The organism is Streptomyces sp. NPDC102402 (assembly GCF_044765765.1).
Classification (GTDB): domain Bacteria; phylum Actinomycetota; class Actinomycetes; order Streptomycetales; family Streptomycetaceae; genus Streptomyces.
On record NZ_JBIWKR010000012.1, the window covers coordinates 97571 to 119459 of the forward strand.

The 21889-nt window shown below is 72.9% G+C and carries 18 protein-coding genes and 2 pseudogenes; 11 read left to right on the plus strand and 9 right to left on the minus strand.

Translation table 11 applies throughout. From position 1 onward, the window contains the following. Window position 1: 1 nt before the first annotated feature. The gene (locus tag ACIRJR_RS28400) at window positions 2-1354 is read right to left on the minus strand and encodes an amidohydrolase family protein (RefSeq protein WP_403785783.1); all 1353 of its coding nucleotides are present in this window, start codon (window positions 1352-1354) and stop codon (window positions 2-4) included. Window positions 1355-1851: 497 nt separating this feature from the next. Here ACIRJR_RS28400 and ACIRJR_RS28405 point away from each other — a divergent pair, with 497 nt between their 5' ends. Further along, on the plus strand, window positions 1852-2901 hold the full coding sequence (locus ACIRJR_RS28405; RefSeq protein ID WP_403785785.1) for an isopenicillin N synthase family dioxygenase: 1050 nt from the start codon (window positions 1852-1854) through the stop codon (window positions 2899-2901). Between the two features lie 270 nt (window positions 2902-3171). Here ACIRJR_RS28405 and ACIRJR_RS28410 read toward each other — a convergent pair whose 3' ends face one another. Continuing rightward, entirely contained in the window at window positions 3172-4341 is a 1170-nt protein-coding gene (locus tag ACIRJR_RS28410) for an ABC transporter substrate-binding protein (protein ID WP_403785787.1), read from the minus strand. A 410-nt stretch (window positions 4342-4751) separates the two neighbouring features. Between ACIRJR_RS28410 and ACIRJR_RS28415 the strand changes: the two genes are divergently transcribed. From ACIRJR_RS28415 to ACIRJR_RS28430, 4 genes are all read left to right on the plus strand, one after another. Then, window positions 4752-5531 carry an ABC transporter ATP-binding protein gene (locus ACIRJR_RS28415; RefSeq protein ID WP_403785789.1) on the plus strand — a complete coding sequence of 260 codons (780 nt, stop codon included), beginning with the start codon at window positions 4752-4754 and terminating at the stop codon, window positions 5529-5531. Then, entirely contained in the window at window positions 5528-6598 is a 1071-nt protein-coding gene (locus ACIRJR_RS28420; protein ID WP_403785791.1) for an ABC transporter permease subunit, read from the plus strand. The genes ACIRJR_RS28415 and ACIRJR_RS28420 overlap by 4 nt, the downstream gene beginning before the upstream one ends. 90 nt (window positions 6599-6688) lie before the next feature. Continuing rightward, window positions 6689-7741: an isopenicillin N synthase family dioxygenase gene (locus ACIRJR_RS28425; protein ID WP_403785793.1), complete on the plus strand. Its 1053-nt coding sequence runs from the start codon at window positions 6689-6691 to the stop codon at window positions 7739-7741. 135 nt (window positions 7742-7876) lie between these two features. After that, window positions 7877-8629: a GntR family transcriptional regulator gene (locus tag ACIRJR_RS28430; protein ID WP_403785795.1), complete on the plus strand. Its 753-nt coding sequence runs from the start codon at window positions 7877-7879 to the stop codon at window positions 8627-8629. 9 nt (window positions 8630-8638) lie between these two features. Here ACIRJR_RS28430 and ACIRJR_RS28435 read toward each other — a convergent pair whose 3' ends face one another. Beyond that, window positions 8639-9139, minus strand: coding sequence for a DUF402 domain-containing protein (locus tag ACIRJR_RS28435; protein ID WP_403785797.1), 501 nt, complete (start codon window positions 9137-9139; stop codon window positions 8639-8641). An 82-nt stretch (window positions 9140-9221) separates the two neighbouring features. Then, window positions 9222-9464: pseudogene (locus ACIRJR_RS28440) on the minus strand (GNAT family N-acetyltransferase); the annotation flags it as partial. A 92-nt stretch (window positions 9465-9556) separates the two neighbouring features. On the opposite strand from ACIRJR_RS28440, the gene ACIRJR_RS28445 reads away from it, so the two are divergent. Both ACIRJR_RS28445 and ACIRJR_RS28450 read left to right on the plus strand, forming a co-directional pair. Further along, window positions 9557-9931, plus strand: coding sequence for a GntR family transcriptional regulator (locus ACIRJR_RS28445; protein ID WP_403785799.1), 375 nt, complete (start codon window positions 9557-9559; stop codon window positions 9929-9931). Between the two features lie 115 nt (window positions 9932-10046). Further along, a complete protein-coding gene (locus tag ACIRJR_RS28450) occupies window positions 10047-10826 on the plus strand; it encodes a hypothetical protein (RefSeq protein ID WP_403785801.1) in 780 nt (259 codons plus the stop codon). Between the two features lie 150 nt (window positions 10827-10976). On the opposite strand, the gene ACIRJR_RS28455 is transcribed toward ACIRJR_RS28450, so the two are convergent. Next, complete coding sequence (locus tag ACIRJR_RS28455) at window positions 10977-12071, minus strand: DUF5925 domain-containing protein (RefSeq protein WP_403785803.1); 1095 nt, start codon at window positions 12069-12071, stop codon at window positions 10977-10979. A gap of 365 nt (window positions 12072-12436) precedes the next feature. Here ACIRJR_RS28455 and ACIRJR_RS28460 point away from each other — a divergent pair, with 365 nt between their 5' ends. Then, window positions 12437-13255 carry an SGNH/GDSL hydrolase family protein gene (locus ACIRJR_RS28460; RefSeq protein ID WP_403785805.1) on the plus strand — a complete coding sequence of 273 codons (819 nt, stop codon included), beginning with the start codon at window positions 12437-12439 and terminating at the stop codon, window positions 13253-13255. A gap of 246 nt (window positions 13256-13501) precedes the next feature. Here the strand turns inward: ACIRJR_RS28460 and ACIRJR_RS28465 are convergent. Further along, window positions 13502-14566 (minus strand): annotated as a pseudogene (locus tag ACIRJR_RS28465) (serine/threonine-protein kinase); the annotation flags it as partial. A 208-nt stretch (window positions 14567-14774) separates the two neighbouring features. On the opposite strand from ACIRJR_RS28465, the gene ACIRJR_RS28470 reads away from it, so the two are divergent. After that, window positions 14775-15038: a hypothetical protein gene (locus ACIRJR_RS28470; protein ID WP_103517023.1), complete on the plus strand. Its 264-nt coding sequence runs from the start codon at window positions 14775-14777 to the stop codon at window positions 15036-15038. Between the two features lie 314 nt (window positions 15039-15352). Here ACIRJR_RS28470 and ACIRJR_RS28475 read toward each other — a convergent pair whose 3' ends face one another. The 3 genes from ACIRJR_RS28475 to hmgA form a co-directional block, all read right to left on the minus strand. After that, the gene (locus ACIRJR_RS28475) at window positions 15353-16576 is read right to left on the minus strand and encodes a type ISP restriction/modification enzyme (RefSeq protein ID WP_403785807.1); all 1224 of its coding nucleotides are present in this window, start codon (window positions 16574-16576) and stop codon (window positions 15353-15355) included. Between the two features lie 70 nt (window positions 16577-16646). Continuing rightward, window positions 16647-17420, minus strand: a complete 774-nt coding sequence (locus ACIRJR_RS28480; protein ID WP_403785809.1) for a GntR family transcriptional regulator — start codon at window positions 17418-17420, stop codon at window positions 16647-16649. Window positions 17421-17463: 43 nt separating this feature from the next. Next, window positions 17464-18783, minus strand: a complete 1320-nt coding sequence (gene hmgA, locus ACIRJR_RS28485; protein ID WP_403785811.1) for a homogentisate 1,2-dioxygenase — start codon at window positions 18781-18783, stop codon at window positions 17464-17466. A gap of 112 nt (window positions 18784-18895) precedes the next feature. On the opposite strand from hmgA, the gene ACIRJR_RS28490 reads away from it, so the two are divergent. Together ACIRJR_RS28490 and ACIRJR_RS28495 are read left to right on the plus strand one after the other, a co-directional pair. Continuing rightward, window positions 18896-19525, plus strand: coding sequence for a TetR/AcrR family transcriptional regulator (locus ACIRJR_RS28490; protein ID WP_403785813.1), 630 nt, complete (start codon window positions 18896-18898; stop codon window positions 19523-19525). Window positions 19526-19679: 154 nt separating this feature from the next. Further along, window positions 19680-21860: a molybdopterin oxidoreductase family protein gene (locus ACIRJR_RS28495; RefSeq protein ID WP_403785815.1), complete on the plus strand. Its 2181-nt coding sequence runs from the start codon at window positions 19680-19682 to the stop codon at window positions 21858-21860. The last annotated feature ends 29 nt before the right edge of the window (window positions 21861-21889 follow it).

Below are 21889 nucleotides of genomic sequence, written 5' to 3' on the forward strand. Positions count from 1 at the left end.
CTCAGCGCGGTGAGGCGGCCCCCACCGGTACGGCTGTGGTCCGCAGCAGTCTCGCGACGAGGTCCTCCTCATCGATCCGGGTGCTGCGCCCGTCGACGACGACGGCCTCGCCGGCCACCAGGACCGCTTCGACGGTCCGGCCTCCCGCGCAGGTCAGCAGGGTCGAGCCGGGATCCCGAACCGGGAGCACCGCGTAGTCGCGGGCGAAGCGGTGGAGCACGAGGTCGGCCTGCACGCCGGGTACGACGCCGAGCGGCCGGGACTCCAGACCCAGGGCGGCGTTCGCCCCGTCCGTGCCCATCGCGATCATCTGCTCGAAGCCCAGCAGATCGGCCTGCCGGCGGGCCGCACGCTGGAGGTAGGAACCGATCCGCAGCGCCTCCATGACGTCCTGCGTGTCGTTGCTCGCCGCCCCGTCGACCCCGATGCCGACGCGCAGCCCGGCCGCGAGGAAGTCGGGGACCGGGGCGATCCCGCTGCCGAGACGCATGTTGCTCAACGGGTTGTACGAGACGGCCACCCCGTGCGCGGCGAGGGTGCGCTGCCCGGCGGTGTCCAGCTCGACGCAGTGCACCGCGAGCAGCCGGTCCCAGAGGAAGCCGGCCTCCGCCAGGTACTCCACCGCACCGACCCCCGCGCGTTCCCTGCACATGACCTCGTCGGTCGGCGTCTCCAGCAGATGGATGGAGACGGGCATGCCGCGCTCCTCGGCGAACGCCCTCACCTCCCGCATGCCTTCGGGAGTCAGCGTCCGGGGGTTGGGGACCGCGAGACCGACCCCGACGCGACTGCCGAGCGCCGCCGCGCTCAGCGCGTCGGTGTGCGCGAACACCTCGTCCAGCGGCTCCATCAGCCGGGGGTCCATGCCCCACCGGCGGCTCGGGTCCGGCCGGTCGCAGACACCCCGGCCGAGCACGGCACGGATGCCCGAGTCCTTGAGCGCCCGCAGCACGGCTTCATGGACCTCGGTCGAGGGGTGGGGCCACATGTGCTCGACCAGGGTGGTGGTTCCGCTGCGCAGCGCCTCCAGCGCCGCCGCGGCCGCCGCCGTGTAGGCCTGCTCCGGGGTGAGAGCCACCGTCTCCTCGCCGACCAGGTGCAGCCACGCGAGCAGTGGCTGCCCCTCGCCGATCCCACGCATCCGCGCCTGGTGGAGATGGGTGTGCGTGTTCACGAGGCCCGGGATCAGATGGCCCCCCGAACCGTCCACGACATGCGCGCCCACCGGCACGGAGACGCGACCGGCGGGCTCGACGGAGACCACCCGGCCGTCCGCGATCCGTACGTCCTGGCCGGGGAGCCACGCACCCCGGCTCCACACGGTGACGTCGGTGACGAGGTCGACGAGCGTCATCGGACCCCCTCACCGCTGCGGTGGGCGGGACCTGCGGGGCGGGTGGCGCGTGGGACGAGGCAACCGTGTGCCATCGCTCCTCCTCGGTGAAAGGGAAGATGCCGACGGCTGGTTCGCGACGTCCTGCGGCGAGGTGCTCGCCGGAGCGGCGGCGCCCACCGGCCGTTGCAGCCATGACCGGTGTGGCCCCGACGGTAAACGGCCGATGTTTCCGTCCTGTTGCGCCGCCCGGACGCATGCCCGCCGCCGGATCGGAACACGGGCGTAACGCCCCGATACGCGGCCGCAACACGGTGCGGGCAGGCTCGTCCTATCGCGTACGGCCCAGGTCGTGCCAGCCGCGCCCCCGGATCCCGGCCCTCACGGCCCCGGCCGGCGCAGCCGCGTCCCGTACGGACCCGGGGAACGGGTTCCGTCCGGGGGATGCGGACGAGGAGCAGGGGCGGTGACTGCACCTCGCACCCACACCCGCGAGATGCGCACAGGGAGACACCGCGATGAGACAGCACGCCCAGGACACCGCCCTGCCGGAGGCCCCCCACGCCCCCACCGGCCCCACCGCCTCCATGGTCGAACTCGACCGGGAGTCCGCGATGGGAGGACCCGGTGAGGAGACCGCGCGGCGCGACATCCGGCGCGTCGATCTGACCGACTTCGAGGAGCGGCGCGCCGAGATCGGCGAACAGCTCTGGGAGGCCGCCACGGACATCGGCTTCTTCCAGATCACCGGACACGGGATCACCCCGGAGGAGACCGACGCGGCCTTCGCGGCCTCGGCCGCCTTCTTCGCCCTGCCCGCGGACGTCAAGCAGCGGTACGCCATGGAGCCGGGCACGAACGCGGGCTGGGAACACCGCAGCCAGGTCCGGCCCTCCGTCGGCACCCCCGACGAGAAGGAGTCCTACCAGCTCACCCGCCCGCGCATGGACGGCCTGTGGCCCTCGGACGAGGAGGCCGCGGGCTTCCGCGAGACCGTTCTCGCCTTCGAGTCGCACTGCCGTGACGTGGCCATGAGAGTGCTGTCCTGCTTCGCCGAGCGGCTCGGCATGGAAAGCGACTTCTTCGCCCGCGCCCACGATCCGCACAGTGCCGGACACCAGTCGACGCTGCGCCTGCTGCACTACTTCGAGGCGCCGAAGGCCCTGGCCGGTGCCGGGGTGTGGTGGCGCGCCGGCGCGCACACCGACTTCGACTGCCTCACGCTGCTCTTCCAGCGGGAGGGCCAGGGCGGGCTCCAGGTCTGCCCCGGTGCGGAGCGCGACGCGCAGGAGTGGACTCCGGTGCCCGCCACCGCCGACGCCATCACCTGCAACATCGGGGACATGCTGATGCGGTGGAGCGACGACCGGCTGCCGTCGAACTTCCACCGCGTCAAGGCGCCCGGTCCCGGCGACGACCACGGTGCCCGGCAGTCCATCGCCTACTTCGCGCAGGCCGACCGTGACGTGCTCATCGAGAGCCCGCGGGGTCTCTATCCGCCGATCACGGCCGGGGACTACATCAAGCAGCGCATCGCTGCGAACTTCGCCGGCGCCCCGCGCGGCTGACCCACCCGTATACGGCCCGGTGTGTGAGCGCCCCGCGGCACGTGGCCCCGGCCACGACCGCGGGGCGCTCGCGTGCCCGCTGCCGCCGGGCCGGACCTGTCCTCCGCGTGCACGCAGGAGACGACCGGACCGTCCCGCGCACACGGAGAAGCGGCCCGCACCCCCTCCGCGTGCACCTGGAAGGCACCCGGACCGGCCGCGCACGCGGAAGGGGCCCGCGCCATCGCTGTTCGCGCGGCGCGGGCCCCGGCGGGACGGAGAGGGGCCCGGTCAGCCGAGGCCGACGGTGTGGTCGGTGAAGGCATCCGTGAAGATGTCTCCGGGCTTGAGATCCTCCGGCACGGCCGAGCCCTTCTCGCGTATCACCGGGGCGAGTTCACCGGTGAACGAGGCGACGCGCTTCATGTCGTACGTCCCCAGGGAGCCGTCCGCCTCCTCGGCGATCAGCCCCTCGTCCTTGAGGAACGCGGCGCTGTAGTCGGCCTCGCCCTGTGTGTAGGGGGAGTAGGAGCTGTCCTGGGAGACCACGTCGACGATCGTCTCGTTGGTGTTCCTCGGGGCGCGGGCATAGGCGGCTCCCGCCTTCTGCACGAGGGGGACCAGCCTCTCCAGGCAGGGCGTCAGCTCCTTCAGCCGGTCCGCGCGGACGGTGAGGTTGGAGGCGTAGACGTCGTAGCCCGCGTCCTTCAGGAGCTGGAAGCCGACCTTCCTGCCCCAGGCGGGGGTCTCCTTCTCGTACGTGTAGGGCTCGGAGTTGGCGAACCCCTGCTGGACGACGTCGGGGTCGCCGACGAAGCGGGCCGGGTTGCCGTCGTAGCCGGTGTCGATCTGCTTCTTCTTCACCAGCCCCTTGGCGACCAGCCAGTCCGGGTAGAACTGGTCCTTCGACACCAGCACCGTCGCACCCGATCCGGCCAGGGAATCGAGGGTGAGCCCGGGATGCGCCGACGGATCCCACATCAGCATCGCCGGGCTGTACTTGAGCAGCGGGGTGACACCCACGACACGGCGGCCGCCCGAGGCGGCGATGAGCTGGTCGGAGTGGACGAGGCCGAAGTCCACGGATTCGTCGGCGTACATCTGGGACGGCACGGACTGGAAGCCGATGGCGGGCCCACCCGCCTTGAGGGTGAGCTTCACGCCGGTGTCCTTGCCGGCGGCGACGAGGGGGCCGGTCACGGACTTGTCCGAGGTGTCGACCCGATAGCCGGGGCCCAGCATCTCGAAGAGCGCGCCCATGTCGGACTGGGGCTGCCACTGGAGCTGGACGACGACGGTCGAGGGGCACGCCCCGTCGAGCCGCTGCGCTGCCGGGGCCGGTGCGATGTCCACGGACGCCGCGGCCGGACCCCCGCCGCCGCCTCCGCAGGCGGTGGCGGCGACGAGCGGGCCGAGAGTGAGGGCGAGGACGCCGAAGCGGCGGACGGTCATGGGCTTCATGCGTTTCTCCAGGGAGGGTCGCGCCGGGAGGGCGGGGTGCCGGATCTGCCGGATACGCGGGTTGCGCCGGGGACACGGCCGCGGCGGGGGAGCGGAGCGACCGTGTGCGTCGATGCGCCACTGTGACGGAGCTCTGTTACGACCCCATTACATGCAATCAGTCGTGGCGTATTTCTTGAGGAAGTTGATTGCATGTTCTGCGATGCAGGGGATCGATGGGGTCCCGCAACCTCAGGTCGCGGCGTATATGCGGTCCGGTAAGGCCCAAGTCGGCCCGTGTCACACGAAGTTAACGCCCATGTCCTTGTGTCGAGTTACATGCAGTTACAGACTTACGTGCATTCCGGCCCGGCACCCCCGCACTCCCGCCGACAGGGCCGGGCACCCGGGACCAGCAGAACGGAGAGCCCGTGCACCTCGTCGACACCCTGCAGGACGTGGACGCCAGCCATCTGATGAAGGGGGTCCGGGTTTCCTTCGACCACGTCGGTGTCCGCTACCCCACCGGCACCCAGGCCCTCGACGACGTCACCCTGGAGGTGCCGGCGGGTGAGTTCACCGCCATCGTCGGCCCTTCCGGCTGCGGCAAGTCGACTCTCCTGCGTCTCGCCGCCGGACTGGAGAAGCCCACCGGCGGCTCGGTCGCCCTGGACACCTCGTCAGTCGGATTCGTCTTCCAGGAGGCGACCCTCCTGCCCTGGTGCACGGTCCGGCGCAACATCGGTCTGCTGGCCCGCCTGGCCAAGGTGCCGAAGGCCGAACGCGAGGAACGCGTCGACGCGGTCATCGACGCCGTCGGCCTCACCGACTTCGCCGGACAGCTGCCCCGGGCCCTCTCCGGCGGCATGCGCATGCGGGTCTCGCTCGCCCGCGCCCTGGTGCTGCGTCCCGAGGTGATGCTCCTCGACGAGCCCTTCGGCGCGCTGGACGAACTCACCCGCCAGGACATGCAGGTCGAGCTCCTGCGCCTGTACGAACAGCGGGGCTTCACCGCGCTGTTCGTCACCCACTCCGTCGCGGAGGCCGTCCTGCTCGCCCGACGCGTCGTCGTCATGTCCCCGCGCCCCGGCAGGATCGCCGCTGTCGTCGACATCGACCTGCCGGCCGCGCGCGGCCCCGAACTCCGCTACGACCCGCGCTACGTCGAACACGTCGCGGCCGTCTCCGCACTGATCCAGGAGGTCCGATGACCCGCACCGCAGCCTCCCCCGCGCCCGCCGGCGCCGCCCCGCGACCGCCCCGAACGGATACTCCCGGAACAAAGCCGCCCGGCACCGACGCGCCCGGTACCGACGCGCCCGGCACCGAAGCGCCCGGCACCGAAGCGCCCGGCACCGAAGCGCCCGGTACCGAAGCGCCCGGCACCGAAGCGCCCGGCACCGAGCCGGGCCGCACCGAGCCGGGCGCCACCCGGGCCGCCCGCCCGGCTCCGGTCACGCCGGCCGGCGCGGTCCGCCGCCCGTCCGCCGCCCGGCGCGCCCTGTCCGCTGTCGCGGTGCCCGCCCTCGCCCTGGCCCTGGGGATCGGCGTCTGGTACGCCGTCAGCTATCTCCTGCTGGACCCCGCCCGGCGCTTCCTCCTCCCGCCCCCGCACCAGGTGGTCTCCCGGTCGCTCGCCGACCCCACCCACCTGGAACCCATGCTCCAGGCGCTCGGCGTGACGGCCCGGATCGCCGCCATCGGCTTCGTCCTCGCGGCGCTGATCGGAGTCGGTGCAGGCGCGACGATGAACCAGGCCCGCTGGATCGAGCGTCTCGTCTACCCGTACGCCGTCATGCTCCAGGTCATCCCGGTCCTCGCGATCGTCCCGCTCATCGGCCTCTGGTTCGGCTTCGGTACGGGCTCCCGGATCATCGTCTGCGTGATGATCGCGCTGTTCCCCGTGATCACCAACACCCACTTCGGCCTGCGCTCCGTCGACAAGGGCCTGCACGAACTGTTCACGCTCGGCCGGGCCTCCAGGCTGTCGCGCCTGGTACGCCTCGAACTGCCGGCCGCACTGCCGTCCGTCTTCACCGGGATGCGCATCGCCTCCGGGCAGGTCGTCATCGGGGCGATCCTCGGCGACATGTTCTTCGCCAAGGGCGAGCCCGGCATCGGCACCCTCCTCGACACCTACCGGGCGACACTGCGCTCGGAGGACCTCATCGCCGCCATCGCCCTGGCCTCGCTGTTCGGCATCGCGGTGTACACCCTCTTCACGCTGGCCTCGCAGGCCGTCGTGGGCCGTTGGCACAGCTCCGGCGAGCGGCGCTGAGGACACCGACCGGACCGCCGCCGACCGGACACACCGCTGCTCCCGCCCGGACCGCCGCCCCCGACCGCCGCAACTGCCACGGAGACCCGAATGGACACCTTCCACGTACCCGTCGTCGACATCGCCCCCTTCCTCGCACCCGGAGCAGGGGACAGCGCCGCCCGGGCCAGGACTGCCCGGGAGATCGACCGGGCCTGCCGTGAGGTCGGCTTCCTCCAGCTCGTCGGGCACGGCGTGCCGCGGTCGGTGACCGACGGCCTCGCCGACGCGCTCGACCAGTTCTTCGGACTGCCGCTCGCGGTCAAGAAGGACTACCGGCGGCCACCGGGTGACAACCGGGGCTACACCCCGCCGAAGACCGAGTCCCTGAGCATGAGCCTCGGTATCGCCCCCGCCGGAATGATGAACGACTTCTACGAGGCGCTGACCGTCGGGGCGGAGGCCTCCTGGTACCCCGGAATCGACCTGCCCACCGACGGCTACGCGGCCAACACCTGGCCCGACGCCGTGCCCGCCTTCCGGCCCGCCGTCGAGACGTACTTCGCCCACGTCGCCGGCCTGTCGAGGGTGCTCCTCGCCGCGATGTCCGAGGCGCTCGGCATCGCCCCCGGGACGTTCGACGACCTCACCGACCACTCCATCGACGCCCTGAAGATGAACCACTACACGCTGCCCGAGGGCGACATCGAGATCGCGGGCGAGCTCACCGGAATGGGCGCCCACACCGACTTCGGCATCCTCACCGTGCTCTGGGCCGACCAGGTCGCCGGTCTCCAGGTCCTCGGCCGCGACCACGTCTGGCACGATGTCCGGCCCGCCGACGGCGCGTTCCTCATCAACCTCGGGGACGCCATGGCCCGCTGGACCAATGACCGCTGGATGTCCACCCTGCACCGGGTGAACCCGCCGGTCGTCGACGGCAGGGTGGTCCGGCGGCGCAGCGCCGCCTTCTTCTTCGACGGAAACCACGACGCCGTCATCGAGGCGCTGCCCGGATGCGCGGAGGACGGTGCCCTGTACGAGCCGATCACCGTCGCCGAGCACATCGCCGCCAAGATCGCGGGGCTCAAGACCGGCACCGCCCCGACAGGGACCGCGCGCGAGGCCGCCCGGGTCCTCGCCGCGTCCACGCCCGGGGACTGAGAGCCCCACGCGGTCCGGTACGGGCGTGCGCGCCGCCCGGAGCGCGCCAGTCGTACGCCCCAGCCGGGGCACGCCACCGACCGGCCGGCCGGGCACACTATGCTCGGCCCGGAATGTGAGGGACGACCACCCCGCATGACCACCACCACAGCCACCGCGGTCCCGGCACCGGGACGCAGACCCGCACGACAGGCCGCCGGCCCGGCGGGCTCCGCGCCCAGGAGAACGATGACCATCGACAGCGGCGAACTCCTGGCCGACGCGGTGTACCAGCGTCTGCTCGACCGCATCTTCAGCGGCGATCTGGCCCCCGGAGCGCCACTCAGCGTCCCCGCCCTCGCCGCGGAGATGGACGTCAGCCGCAGCCCGGTGCGCGAATCGGTGCAGCGCCTCATCTACGACGGACTCGCCGTACACATCCCGCACGCCGGCGCGAAGGTCGCCCAGCTCGACCAGGAGTCCGTCTTCGCCGTCCTCCAGGTCCGCGAGGTGCTCGACGGCCTGGCCGCGAAGGAAGCCACCCTCCGCGCCTCGACCAGCGACATCGGCGCCCTCGAAGCCCTGGTCACCCGGCAGGAGGCGCTGCTCGGGGAGGCCCCCGACCCGGGGCGCGAGGCGGCCCTCGACCTGGAGTTCCACACCGCGATCCGGGCGCTCGCCGCCAACACCGCCCTTACCGACGCCCTGCACCGGCTCGACGCCCAGGCCCATCTCTACCGTTCGGCCCTCTGGTCCTCGCAGCACAACCGGGAACTCGCCCTGCGGGAGCACCGCACCATCCTCGCCGCCATCGACGCCGGGGACGCGCCCACCGCCCAGACCGCCGCGGCCGCCCACGTCGCCGCCCTCACCGTCCGGATGCGGCGGTGGCTGGCCGAGGAACACTGAGCGCGCGGGTCAGCGCAGCAGACCCGCGAGCCCCTCCGCGTACGCAAGACGCTCCAACTCGTCCAGTGCCCGGACCGCTGCCCCCGCGGCCAGGGGGTCGCGGCCGGCGAGGCCGCTCGCCTCGAACTCGTCCTCGTCCAGGCGCAGTACGGACGAACCGTCCGCGGACACCCACAGATCCAGGTCGAGGTCCTCGACCAGGAGCTCGGTGCCGCGCAGCACGGCGGGCCGGGTGATGTCGCAGTACCAGCCCTTCAGCTCCCCGCCGCCGGTGCGGACCTCCTTCACCGCGTACCACCGGTCGCGCCAGTAGTGCTCGGTGAAGACGTCGCCCGGCTCGAACCGCACGAAGCCGAAGTCCCGGACGCCGGGGGCCGCCCACGGGGCCCGGACGGTGATCCGGGTTCCGTCGTCGCCGACCGGCTCGGCCGGATAGCGGATCTTGGTGCGGCCTGCCTTGACCAGGGCCACCGTCAGGGTGGAACCGGGCTCAGCCGATGGTGTGGACATGACGTACCTCCGTGGCGTAGATCTCGTAACCGAACCAGTGATTGACCGCCGGCATCGGGCCGTTGGCCGCGTCGTTGCAGACGTAGGGATTGCAGAAGCCCTGCCCCGGCTTCGGGTTCTCGTGGGAGATGCCGACCTGCGCGGTCCCGATCACCTCGCCGTCCTCCTCGGAGGCCAGCAGCCGGTACCGCCGGTCGGGATGCGCGTCGGCGAGGCCGCTCAGGACCTGCTCAGGAGTCGTCACCATGTACGGCAGCGCCGCGCGCCGCACCTGTACCCAGGCCCCCGCGTCAGCAGGCAGGAAGTCACGCACGAGGACGGTCATGGGCGGACGCTAACGCGGCACCCGAACCCGCCGCCTCCGAATTTCGGGCGGTGGGCCGGGCGGTGCGGACCCCGGTGGGGGAGAATCCCCGCGTGACCCTGAAGATCGCCGTTGACCCGGACTCCGCCACCGCCCCGTACGAACAACTGCGTGCCCAGCTGTCCGAACAGGCCCGCTCCGGAGCCCTGCCGGTCGGCTACCGGCTCCCGACCGTGCGCGGCCTCGCCGGGGAACTGGGCCTCGCCGCCAACACCGTGGCCAAGGCCTACCGCGCGCTGGAGGCCGACGGCGTGATCGAGACCCGCGGCCGCAACGGGACGTTCGTCGCCGCCGCGGGCGACGCCGCGGCCCGTCACGCGGCGTCGGCCGCCCAGGAGTACGCCGAGCAGGCCCGGCGCCTCGGCCTCGCGCGGGCCGACGCGCTCGCACTGGCCGAGGACGCGGTGCGGGCGGCCTACGCGCGCTAGAGGTCCGACCAGGATCTTGGAGGGGCTGTCCGTCCGGAAGGCGGGCAGCCCGCCGGTCGGGGCCGGTCACACCGGCCGGCCATCGACGCGAAACCACAGCAGGGAGCTCTTTCCGATGCCCGCACCTCCTGTACATCCCGAGCGCACCGGTTCCGCGTCCGCCGCGGGCAGGGACGTTCCCTCGTTCAAGCCCTCTCTCGTCAGGGCCGTGTTCAGGGACGTCACCCCGCTGAACGTCTCGCGATCCGCCACCCGGGCCGCCGCGTCGGTGACGCGGACGGTGCTGACGGACATCATCGACGGCGCGCTGCGAGCGGCGGCGGAGGAGGACCGCGGGAAGCTGCTTCCCAAGGACCTCGTGACAGCCATCGACCGGGACGTCGAGCTGGAGGTGGGAGGCGCTTGGTACCACCACAGTCCTACGTTCAAGGGGCTGACCGGCGTCGTGCACGACGCCGGGGGTGCCGTCGTGCACGCTCCCAGGCGGAGCAGGTCACGCAAGCCGAGCGCCGTGGTGGGCGCGCACAGGTTCGAACCCGGGATCAGGAAGCTGCTGCGCGGCCGGGGTACGGCTGCCGTCCCGGCGATGGTCCGCGATCTGGACGGGCTCGCGAGCGTGTTCCTGACGGACCTCGCCCGGGACGCGGCCATGGTCGTCCGGGAGGGCGGGATCAAGCGGTTCGGCACGGTCAGCCTGACGATGCCGGGTGAACCGGCCGGCACGCGCCCGTCCGTGCCGGACCCGGTCCTGGCCCTGTCCACGCGCACGGGAGACCGGCGGACCATCGGCGGGGACGACGTCCTGGCGGCCACCATGATCCAGTTGTTCGGCGAGGTCGGACGACGAGCCCTTGCCGCGGCACGCGAAGCGACGGCGACCTGTCCGGACGGCTGAGCGGAGCCGCGGGGCTCGGAGGTGGGGCCCCGCGGCGTCCCGGGGGCGGCCGTTCGACGGGAGTGGGGCCGCGAACTCGGGGTGGGCTGCCGAAGGGGGCGTGGCCCGGTGCGCGGCAACGCGTGACCGGCCGGGCAGGCGGGCCCCGGCTCAGAGGTACAGTCCGGCGTCCGCCCCCGCGTCCTGCTTCGGCACGGACGCCGGACCGCTGCCACGCCTCAGGGCGTAGAGCTCCGCGAGTGTCGCGCCCTCGCGGCCGAGGCCTTCCTCCGTGCCCAGCCAGGACGCCGATTCGGCGCGGGTCAGCGAGCCCACCTCGATGCGGGCCAGGCAGCGGCCCGGCCGGACCACCGCAGGGTGCAAGCGCTCCAGGTCCTCGTTGGTCGTCACCCCCACCAGCACGTTGCGGCCCTGGCCCAGCAGCCCGTCCGTCAGGTTGAGGAGCCTGGAGAGCGCCTGACCTGCCGTGTGCTTCGCCTCGCCGCGGATCAGCTCGTCGCAGTCCTCCAGGAGCAGCAGCCGCCACCGGCCCTTCGCCGAACCGTCGTCCTCACCGATGGCGATGTCCATCAGATAGCCGACGTCGTTGAAGAGCCGCTCCGGGTCGAGGACGCAGTCGACCTGGCACCAGTCCCGCCAGGACCGGGCGAGGGTGCGCAGCGCGGAGGTCTTTCCGGTACCGGGAGGGCCGTGCAGCAGGAGCAGCCGGCCGGCGATGTCGTCAGGGGTGACCTTCATCAGCCGGTCCATCGCATCGGCCACCGGCGCCGTGTAGTTGGACCGGACCTCGTCCCAGGTGCCCGCGGCGATCTGCCGGGTGGTGCGGTGGGGGCCGCGGCGCGGCGAGACGTACCAGAAGCCCATCGTCACGTTCTCGGGCTGCGGCTCCGGCTCGTCCTGGGCTCCGTCGGTCGCCTCGGACAGGATCTTCTGGGCCAGTTCGGCGGTGGTGGCGGTGACCGTGACGTCGGCGCCCCGGTTCCACCGGGAGACCAGCAGCGTCCATCCGTCGCCCTCGGCGAGGGTCGCGCTGCGGTCGTCGTCACGGGCGGCCCTCAGGACCTCGGCCGCCTGCGGCAGCAGGGTCGCCCCCGACCTGACCCGGTCGAGGGAGGAACTGTGGGAAAACGGCTGCTCGCCCGTCGCGAAGCGGCCCAGGAACAACGCGTCCACGATGTCGGACGGCGAATCGCTGTCGTCGACGTTGAGCCGGATCGGCAGGGCGGACTCGGGGGAGGCAGACATGGCGCCCATGATCCGGCACACCGGCACACCGCGCACCCAGGTTTCGGGAGCTGCCCCCCGGGGTGGCGGCGGGGGCGCCCCCGGCCGGGGCGGGCCCCGGCATCGGCCCGGACCACCGGGCGGCCCGGACCGCCGGCATCGGCCCGGACCGCCCGATCCCGGGGCGCGCCCGGCTTACGGCGCGTACGAGGGGGAGGCCTTCGGTGAGCGCCCCGCCGGATGCAGGATGCCGGGCTTCTGCATGACGAGCCATCAAGAGCGGGTTCGTGGAAGTGCTGTCCACTCTTTTTGGCATGGACACTTCCGGAATTCGGGCCGGTGCTGCTTACTACGGAGTAGGCAGAGATCCTGCCCAAGGAGGTTCCATGAAAATGTCCAGACTCGTGGCGTTCTCGTCCTCTCTCCTGCTCGGTTCCGTCCTTGCTCTGGCCGGTGCCGGTGTGGCCCAGGCCCAGGCGCCCGCGCAGTCCGCCGCGGCCGTCGACTACGTCGCCCTGGGCGACTCGTACTCGTCAGGTGTCGGCGCCGGCAGCTACGACAGTGCGAGCGGTGGCTGCAAGCGCAGCACCCGCGCCTTCCCCGCCCTCTGGAAGGCGGCCAACAATCCCGCCTCGTTCGCCTTCACCGCGTGCTCGGGTGCCAGGACAGGGGATGTCACGGCCGGTCAGCTCGGGCCGCTCAGCTCCGCCACCGACCTCGTCTCCCTCTCGATCGGCGGCAACGACGCGGGCTTCGCCGACGTCATGACGACCTGTGTCCTGCAGTCCGAGACCACCTGCCTGAACCGGATCGCCACCGCCCGCGCCTACGTCGACTCGACCCTGCCCGGCAAACTGGACTCCGTGTACGGGGCGATCAGTGCGAAGGCCCCCGCGGCCCATGTCGTCGTCCTCGGCTATCCCCGCTTCTACAAGCTCGGCGGCGGCTGCATCGCCGGTCTGAGCGAGAAGGAACGCTCGGCCATCAACAGCGCCGCCGACTATCTCAACGCCGCCACGGCCAAGCGCGCGGCCGATCACGGCTTCACCTTCGGGGACGTCGCGTCGAGCTTCACCGGGCACGAGATCTGCTCGGGAAGCGCCTGGCTGCACAGCGTCAACTGGCTCAACATCGGCGAGTCCTACCACCCCAACGCCGCCGGGCAGTCGGGCGGCTATCTGCCGGTCCTCAGCTCGAAGGCCTGACCGCACCCTCGTAGCGCCTCCGGCCGGGTCCGGCCGGAGGCGGGTGAGGGGGCCCCGACCTGCGGTCCCCCTCACCTCCCTTTCCGTGGAAGACCGTGCCGTGAGGGCTTCGCGGCCCGGCGGGAGCCTCCGCGGCCCGGGGGCTTCGGCCTCCTGGGGACTCCGTGAGGCATGGGGTCGTGAGTCACGGGGATTCCGTGGCATCGGGCTGCGCGAGTTGCCGGTGTGTCACGGGGAGAAGGGGGCCGAGGTGCTCGGCGGGGCCTTCCCGTCGCTCCTGGAGTCGTCGTCGCTCGTGAGTGCCCAGGCGAGGCCCCCGGCGATGAGCAGCGCGACCGCCGCCCCGACGGCCACCAGGACGCCCGTGCGATCCGTACTCCCGGCGGGTTCCGGCCGGCCCTCGGGGCCGGACTCCGCGGCCGTCGCGCCGGCCTCACCCCCCGGGTGCGGCGGGCCGGCCGTCCCGACGCCGGGTGATCCGGTCCCGCCCGCGGCCAGGATCCTCAGCCGGCGCTCCGCCTCCGCGGCGTCGAGCCGCCCGGAGGGTTCCTTGTGCAGGAGTTCCTCGACGACAGGGCCGAGGGCCCCCGCCCGCCGCGGCGCCGGCGGCTCCTCGTCGACAGCGGCGCGCAGGGTGTCCGCCGGAGTGTCCCGCCGGAACGGTGACCTTCCTTCGGTGGCGGCGTACAGAAGCACTCCGAGTGACCAGAGGTCCGATTCGGGCCCCGGCGTGCGCCCCAGTGCGCGCTCAGGGGCGAGGTATTCCGGCGAGCCGACCGGTTCACCCGCCGCCGTGAGCGCGGTCGATTCCTCGGCCGTGGTGATGCCGAAATCCGTCAGCATCACCCGCCCGTCGTTGGCCAGCAGTACGTTGCCCGGCTTCACGTCGCGGTGCAGCACACCGGCCCCGTGGGCGCCGCGCAGCGCCGCGAGCACCTCCGCGCCGATCCGGGCCGCGCGGCGCGGGGACAGCGGACCGTCGGCGTCCAGCACTTCGGAGAGGGTGAGCCCGCGGACCAGCTCCATCACGATCCAGGGCCGGGAGTCCTGGGTGACCACGTCATGGACGGCCACGACGTTGCGGTGCGAGACGCGGGCCGCGGTCCGGGCCTCTCGCTCCAGGCGGGTGTGCAGCCGCTCGACGTCGGCGGCGGGCAGGCCCGCCGGTGACCGCACCTCCTTCACGGCCACCTCGCGCCCCAGCACCTCGTCACGGGCGCGCCACACGATGCCGGCCCCTCCCTCGCCCAGGGGGTCCAGGAGGCGGTAACGATCCGCGATCACACGTCCGGTGTCCGGGACTTCGCTCATCGGTGACCCTCCATCAGCAGCGTTGCGCAGTACGGACGAATCCCCTCCAAGCTAACTCAAGCCGCCCCGGAGTCGACAGGAGGCGGTAACGTCCCGTCAACCCCCGTATACAGGTGTGTAATCCTGCGGCCGGGATACACGCGTGTCATCGCGGGACGATAGGGTTAACCTGCCCGGGCCGGGTGCCCTCGTACGGGTGGGGAGTGACATGGAACAGATAACGGTGCGCAGCAGGCCGCGTGTGCCTGCCATTACATGTGGGAGCGGTGCGACCAGTTCGCGCCTCGACCGCCATCTCGCAGTGCTGGGCGGCCCCCCCGTTCCGCAGCGCGAGTCGGCGGAGGCGACGCTGCTGATGCTCGAACTCACCTCGCGCGACGCCGCGCACACCCGCAGGAGCAGGAGCGCGCGAGTCTCGCTCTTCGCCCCGCTGCGGCGGCTGCGGCGCTCGCTCTTCGGCAGCCGCCGCTGACCGACGGCCGCGCGACCCGGTCCGGTCCTCCGCCGAGGACCGCGTCCACGATCACTCCGTCCCGGCGCAGTGCTGCCGTCCGCCCGCCATCCCCAGGGCCCGCAGCGTTGCGTCGGTGCGTTCCCCAAGCGGTGTGTTCCCCAGCCGGTGTGTTCCCCAGCCGGTGTGTTCCCAGCGCCGGTGCGGCACCCGCGTCGCACATCGGCACCCGCGCCGCACATCGGCACCCGCGCCGCACATCGGCGTACGTCACCGCCCCGGCCAGGACGGCAACGGCACCCCGGCCCCCGGACCGCCCAAGGGTGCACGCCCTCTCACAACAGCGCGAACTGTCCCTCCGGGCCCTCCTCCTCGTGATCCAGCACGGAAGCCGGACGCCGGGCCGACGCGGCCGCGGGAAGCACTCCGGCCGTGTGCAGCTCCTCCCGTGTCAGGGCCGAGGCCCGTGCCAGCCTGTCCCGCAGTGCCCGCTGCCGGGGCGTCAGCGCGGCGAGCAGGGCCAGGACCGTGATCAGTTCCAGCAGCTCCGAGGTCCGCTCCCGCGGCCAGTCGCGCGGCCCCACCGAGGCCAGCCCCTCCGCCTCAGCCGTGCGGCGCTCGAACCAGAGTTCCAGCATCCGCACCCCGCCCACCCGGAAGTCCCAGGCCCCGGCGGGCACGGGGGAGACGCGTCCCTCGCCGAGGAGGACCGCCTCGTCCTGGGCGTCGTAGCGCAGTTCGTCCGGCCGGGGCGGGATCGCGGCCCGCACATACGGGCGCCGGCCGCCCGGCAGCCGCGGGCGCTCCCCGCCGCGTGCCCCGCGCAGGTGCAGGCGCAGCAGTTCCCGGCCCAGCTCCACGCCCTCGGCCCAGAGGGGGCCGTCGGCGGGCAGCGGGACGAGAGGCCCGGCGGGGGAGGGGAGGGCGGTGGCGAGAGACCAGGCCAGGACGTCCTCGGCGGAGACCGGGGCCCCGTACCGGGCGGTGAGCAGGGAGGGGAGGCCCGGTGCGAGGTTGGGCTCCTGTCCGCCCGGCCGCCGGTAGAGCGGCCGGATCCGGCCGGGCCGTCCCGCCGGAGAGTGCCCGTCGGGGAGCAGGGCGGTCGCCGACAGGGCGGGCCCGTCGTCCTGGGGGACGTACCCGTGCTCCACGGCGAACACCTGCTGTCCGTCGGCGACCCGCCACAGCTCGGGCCGGGCGGCGTCGAGCAGCCGCTGGTCGGGGATCAGCCACTGCTCGTCGAAGGGGCCGTGCAGGATCCGCACCGGTTCGGGATACGGCCCGGGGTCCCGGGCGAACGCGCTCGTCCCGGTGGGCCTGCCCGGCAGCGACGCGGCAGGGGTCAGCGGTGTACGGGAGCGGCTGGGCCGGAACAGCCTCTCCTGCTCGGCTCCTTCGGCCCGTGCCAGCAGGTCCCAGCGGGCCCGGAGCGAGGGGGCGTCGGGGGCCGTCACCCAGGGGCGGCCCGGTCTCAGGGGCCGCACCGACCAGGGCATGAGGTCGTCCAGCAGTGGGAGCGCGTCGCCCCCGCCGGTCCCGGCCGCCACCCGTGCTGCCACCGTGTCGTCCTCCCCGTCGCCACGTCCGCCGCCCCCGGCATCGTAACGACCGCGCGCCGCGGCCCCGCCGTCAGTGCGCGTCGACGGTCACGGAGAACGAGAAGCGGTCGCCCCGGTAGCGGATGCGCGCCACGTCCACCACGGTGCCGTCGTCGTCGTACGTCACGCCGGTGTAGTGCAGGATCGGGCTGAGCAGCGGGACCTGGAGCAGCTCCGCCGTGACGGGGTCCGCGAGGCGCGCCTCGACGGTGTCCGTGATCCGGGAGATCCGTACGCCGACGGCGTCGCGCAGGACCTTCGTCATCGGCCACCGCTCCAGATCGGCCACGTCGATCGCGGCGGCGATCTCCGGACGCACCGCGTTCTCCGCCCAGTTGGTGGGCTCGCCCGTCCCGTCGTCGCAGCGCAGCCGCCGGTAGCTGACCACGTCGGGGCAGCCCGGGAAGTACTCGGCGAGATCGCCGGGAACGGGTGTACGGCCGTGGCCGAGCACGGTCGTCAGCTCCCCCGACTGCTGGGCGACGATCGCGTCGATCGAACCCATCAGCCGGACCGGCGACACCCGCCTGGCGCGCGGCTCGATGAAGGTGCCGCGCCGCCGGTGCCTGCTGATCAGCCCCTCGCTCTCCAGCTCCTTCAGGGCCTGGCGCATGGTCAGGACGCTGACGCCGTAGTGCGTGGCGAGCTGCTCCTCGGTGGGGAGCCGCGTCGAGGCGTCCTGGGGCCGGCCCAGTATGGAGGCACGCAGGGACTGCGAGACCTGGTACCAGAGGGGCAGCTTCCGGTTCAGCACCAGGGAGTCGGGGGCGAAGCCGGGCCGGCTCGCCTCGTTCACCTGATCCATCCGGTTCACCCGATCTCTCTGCGGTGCGGCCGGCCGCGGGGTCTCACGGCCGGAAGTTGCGGCTCAGACCCTGCCACACGTCGTCGTATCCGCGCTGGAGATGTCCGGCGCCCGCGGCCTGTGCGGTCGCCGTGACCGGCCAGCGGGTCTCGAACATGAACGCAAGGCCGTCGTCGATCCGCTGCGGCTCCAGCTCGGCCGCGCTCGCCCGGTCGAAGGTCTCACGGTCCGGGCCGTGCGCGGACATCATGTTGTGCAGCGAGCCGCCGCCCGGGACGAACCCGCCCGCCTTCGCGTCGTACGCCCCCTCGATCAGGCCCATGTACTCGCTCATCACGTTGCGGTGGAAGTACGGCGGGCGGAAGGTGTCCTCCCCGACCAGCCAGCGCGGGGCGAAGACGACGAAGTCGACGCCCGCCAGCCCGGGGGTGTCGGACGGTGAGGTCAGCACGGTGAAGATCGACGGGTCCGGGTGGTCGTAGCTGATCGTGCCGAGGACGTTGAAGCGGCGCAGGTCGTAGACGTACGGGGTGTGGTTGCCGTGCCAGGCGACCACGTCGAGCGGAGAGTGCCCGTACGTCGCCGACCAGAGGTTCCCGCAGAACTTGTTGACCACCTCGACCGGGCCCTCGCGGTCCTCGAACGCGGCGACGGGCGCCAGGAAGTCCCGGGCGTTCGCCAGGCCGTTGGCGCCGATCGGCCCCAGGTCGGGCAGGACGAAGGGCTGGCCGTAGTTCTCGCAGACGTAGCCGCGGGCCGCGGTGTCCATGAGCTCGACACGGAAGCGGATCCCCCGGGGGATCAGCGCGACCTGGCCCGGACCGGCCGCGAGCATCCCCAGCTCGGTGCGGAGCAGGAGGCCTCCGCGCTCGGGGACGATCAGGAGCTCCCCGTCCGAGTCGCTGAACACCCGGTCGGTCATGGAGGCGTTCGCGCTGTACAGGTGCACGGCCATGCCGGTGCGCTGCGCGGCGTCTCCGTTGCCGCCCAGTGTCCACAGGCCGGTCAGGAAGTCCGTGCCGGGCCCGGGGTCGGGCAGCGGGTCCCAGCGCAGCCGGTTGGGGTCGGGGACCGTCTCGGTGAACGGCGCGGTGCGCAGACCGCCGTTGTCGACGCGGACGAAGGCGGGGTGGGCGGCCGAGGGGCGGATCCGGTAGAGCCAGGACCGGCGGTTGCGGGCCCGGGGTTCGGTGAAGGCCGAGCCGCTGAGCTGCTCCGCGTAGAGCCCGAGGGGTGCGCGCTGGGGCGAGTTCCGGCCGTGGGGCAACGCGCCCGGGACCGCCTCCGAGCTGTGCTCGTTGCCGAAGCCGGTTTGGTGGGCGAGGCTCTCCGCCGTCTTCCTCGCCTGCTCGATGCCGCTCATTCATGCGCTCCTGGTGGATGAGGAGTCCCGTGGATCCCCTGACGAAGAATCCTATGTACCACCGTAGGAATCGAATCATGGCCCGTCAACGGCATACGGGCATCATGGAGCCGTGTCCCACGCTCATACGAACCTCCGACGCGTCCCCGTCCAGCAGCGCAGCGCGGACCGGCTGGCCCGCATCCTCGACGCCGGTGCCTCCCTGCTCGACGAGACCGGCTACGAGCAGCTCTCCACCCGCGCGGTGGCCGACCGTGCCGGTGTGCCCATCGGCTCCGTCTACCGCTTCTTCCCCAACAAGAGGGCGCTGGTCGACGCCCTCGCCGAGCGCAACCTGCAGACCTACGCCGAGCGGATCGTCGCCAGACTCGAGGTGATCCCCGAGCGGGAGTGGCGCGCGGCCATCGACGCCGTGCTCGACGAGTACCTGGCGATGAAGCGTTCCGTCCCCGGGTTCGCCCTCGTCGACTTCGGCCCTCCCGTGCCCGCCGCCGGCCCCCTCGACGAGGAGGTGAACCGGCTCGTCGCGGGGCGCCTGGCCGAACTGCTCTCCGGCCACCTCGGCCGGGGGCACGACGGGGCCGCCTCCGACGACGGTCTGCTCCGCACGGTCCTGGTCTGCGTGCAGGCGGCCGACGCCCTGCTCCAACTCGCCTTCCGTGCCGACCCGGAGGGTGATCCCGGCCTGGTGGCGGAGACCCGGATCCTGCTGCGGGCGTATCTCGCGCACGTCCTGGAGTAGGGGACGGGGCGCGGCGGGTCCAACCGGCCGCCCCAGACCCTCGCCAGCATCCGTACCGGTCGGTATGCTCGGTGCGCCGGGAGCCCGCACCCGCCGAGCGTGCCGCGGGAGGCCCGATCACGCCCGCGCGCCACAGCCGCCCCGGGGAGGGCCCATGTCCCACGACTCCCGTACCGCTCTGCGTGTCTGCCCGCTCTGCGAGGCCACCTGCGGACTCACTCTCACCATCGAGGGCACCCGGGTCACCGGTGCCCGCGGTGACCGCGACGACATCTTCAGCCAGGGCTTCATCTGCCCCAAGGGCGCCTCCTTCGGGGGCCTGGACGCCGACCCGGACCGGCTGCGCACCCCGCTCGTCCGCACCGGCGGCGTCCTGCGGGAGGCGACCTGGAGCGAGGCCTTCGACCTGATCGCCGAGAGGATCCCGGCCCTGGTCCAGGAGCACGGCCCGCAGGCCGTCGGGGTCTTCCTCGGCAACCCCAACGTGCACACGACGGCGGGCGGGCTCTATCCCCCGCTGCTGCTCTCCGCGCTCGGCACCCGCAACGTCTTCACCGCCAGCACCCTGGACCAGATGCCCAAGCACGTCTCCAGCGGCCTGCTCTTCGGCGATGCCCACGCCATCCCCGTGCCGGACCTGGACCGCACCGCCCACCTGCTGCTGATCGGCGCCAACCCGCTGGAGTCCAACGGCAGCCTGTGCACCGCCCCCGACTTCCCCGGCAAGCTCAAGGCGCTCCGCAAGCGCGGCGGCACCCTCACCGTCATCGACCCGCGCCGCACCCGCACCGCACGCCTCGCCGACCGGCACGCCGCCATCAGGCCCGGCACCGACGCCCTGCTGCTCGCCGCGCTCACCCAGGTGCTCCTGGAGGAGAAGCTCGCCGACCCCGGTGCGCTCGCCGGACACCTGGACGGATACGACGAACTGGCCGAGGCGATGGCCGACTTCACACCCGAAGCGGTGTCGGCCGCCTGCGACCTCGACACGGACACCATCCGGGAGATCGCCCGCGAACTGGCCGCCGCACCGGCCGCGGCCGTCTACGGGCGCATCGGAAGCTGCACCGTCGAGCACGGCACCCTGGCCAGCTGGCTCGTGGACGTGCTCAACATCCTCACCGGCAACCTCGACCGCCCCGGCGGCGCGCTCTTCCCGCTCTCCGCCACCGCCCGCGCCCCGCGCGCGGCCGCGCCGGGGAAGGGCTTCTCCCTCGGCCGCTGGAGGAGCCGGGTCTCCGGACACCCCGAGGCCAAGGGCGAACTGCCCGTCGCCGCGCTCGCCGAGGAGATCGAGACGCCGGGGGAGGGCCGGATCCGGGCCCTGATCGTCGTCGCGGGCAACCCGGTGCTCTCCGCCCCCGACGGGAACCGCCTGGACCGCGCCCTCGCCGGGGGCCTCGACTTCATGGTCAGTGTCGATCCGTACCTCAACGAGACCGCCCGCCACGCGGACGTCGTGCTGCCCCCGCCGCCGCCCTCGCAGAGTGCCCACTTCGACTTCTCGCTCAACTCGCTGGCCGTCCGCAACCAGGTCCGCTACAGCCGCCCCGCCGTCCCGCTGGAGGAGGGACGCATGGACGAGAGCGAGATCCTCGCCCGGCTCGTCCTCGCGGTCGGCGGCAGGCACGGCACGCCGCCCGAGGCCGTCGACGACCTGGCCATCGCCACCGCGCTCACCAGGGCGGGGGCCCCCGAGGCGCTCGCCGCCGAGCTGACCGGCCGCACGGGCGCCGAGCGGCGCCTCGACCTGATGCTGCGCCTCGGCCCGTACGGCCTCATGCTCGAGCAACTGGTCGAGCAGCCCCACGGGATCGACCTCGGCCCGCTGAAGCCGCGCGTCCCGCAGGTGCTCAGGACCCGCAGCGGCCGCATCGAGCTGTTCCCGGCGCCGATCGCCGCCGACCTGCCACGGCTCCGCGCGTCGCTCGGGGCGCGTCCCGCCGGACTCGTCCTCGTCGGCCGGCGGCATCTGCGCTCCAACAACAGCTGGATGCACAACGTCGCCTCCCTGCGAGGCGGCTCGAACGTCTGCACCCTGCAGATCCACCCCGACGACGCGGCCAGGATCGGGCTCGCCGACGGCGACACGGCCCGGATCACCGCGGCCGGCGGCGAGGTCGAGGCTCCCGCCGAGGTCACCGACTCGGTGCGGTCCGGGGTCGTCAGCCTTCCGCACGGCTGGGGCCACAGCCGTCCCGGCACCCGTATGTCGGTCGCGGGGGCGGAGCCGGGCGTCAACGTGAACCAGCTCCTGGACGGCACCCTCCTGGACCCGCTGTCCGGCACCGCGGTGCTCAACGCCGTGCCGGTCTCCGTGGCACCAACACGTTGACCTGGGGTTTTGCTCGTATTGCTCACGGG

Excerpts from the sequence above, each read along its gene's own strand:
- ACIRJR_RS28400 (WP_403785783.1), bottom strand. The coding sequence starts at position 1,354 with ATGACGCTCGTCGACCTCGTCACCGACGTCACCGTGTGGAGCCGGGGT.
- ACIRJR_RS28405 (WP_403785785.1), top strand. The coding sequence starts at position 1,852 with ATGAGACAGCACGCCCAGGACACCGCCCTGCCGGAGGCCCCCCACGCC.
- ACIRJR_RS28410 (WP_403785787.1), bottom strand. The coding sequence starts at position 4,341 with ATGAAGCCCATGACCGTCCGCCGCTTCGGCGTCCTCGCCCTCACTCTC.
- ACIRJR_RS28420 (WP_403785791.1), top strand. The coding sequence starts at position 5,528 with ATGACCCGCACCGCAGCCTCCCCCGCGCCCGCCGGCGCCGCCCCGCGA.
- ACIRJR_RS28425 (WP_403785793.1), top strand. The coding sequence starts at position 6,689 with ATGGACACCTTCCACGTACCCGTCGTCGACATCGCCCCCTTCCTCGCA.
- ACIRJR_RS28430 (WP_403785795.1), top strand. The coding sequence starts at position 7,877 with ATGACCACCACCACAGCCACCGCGGTCCCGGCACCGGGACGCAGACCC.
- ACIRJR_RS28435 (WP_403785797.1), bottom strand. The coding sequence starts at position 9,139 with ATGTCCACACCATCGGCTGAGCCCGGTTCCACCCTGACGGTGGCCCTG.
- ACIRJR_RS28450 (WP_403785801.1), top strand. The coding sequence starts at position 10,047 with ATGCCCGCACCTCCTGTACATCCCGAGCGCACCGGTTCCGCGTCCGCC.
- ACIRJR_RS28455 (WP_403785803.1), bottom strand. The coding sequence starts at position 12,071 with ATGTCTGCCTCCCCCGAGTCCGCCCTGCCGATCCGGCTCAACGTCGAC.
- ACIRJR_RS28460 (WP_403785805.1), top strand. The coding sequence starts at position 12,437 with ATGAAAATGTCCAGACTCGTGGCGTTCTCGTCCTCTCTCCTGCTCGGT.
- ACIRJR_RS28470 (WP_103517023.1), top strand. The coding sequence starts at position 14,775 with ATGGAACAGATAACGGTGCGCAGCAGGCCGCGTGTGCCTGCCATTACA.
- ACIRJR_RS28480 (WP_403785809.1), bottom strand. The coding sequence starts at position 17,420 with ATGGATCAGGTGAACGAGGCGAGCCGGCCCGGCTTCGCCCCCGACTCC.
- hmgA (WP_403785811.1), bottom strand. The coding sequence starts at position 18,783 with ATGAGCGGCATCGAGCAGGCGAGGAAGACGGCGGAGAGCCTCGCCCAC.
- ACIRJR_RS28495 (WP_403785815.1), top strand. The coding sequence starts at position 19,680 with ATGTCCCACGACTCCCGTACCGCTCTGCGTGTCTGCCCGCTCTGCGAG.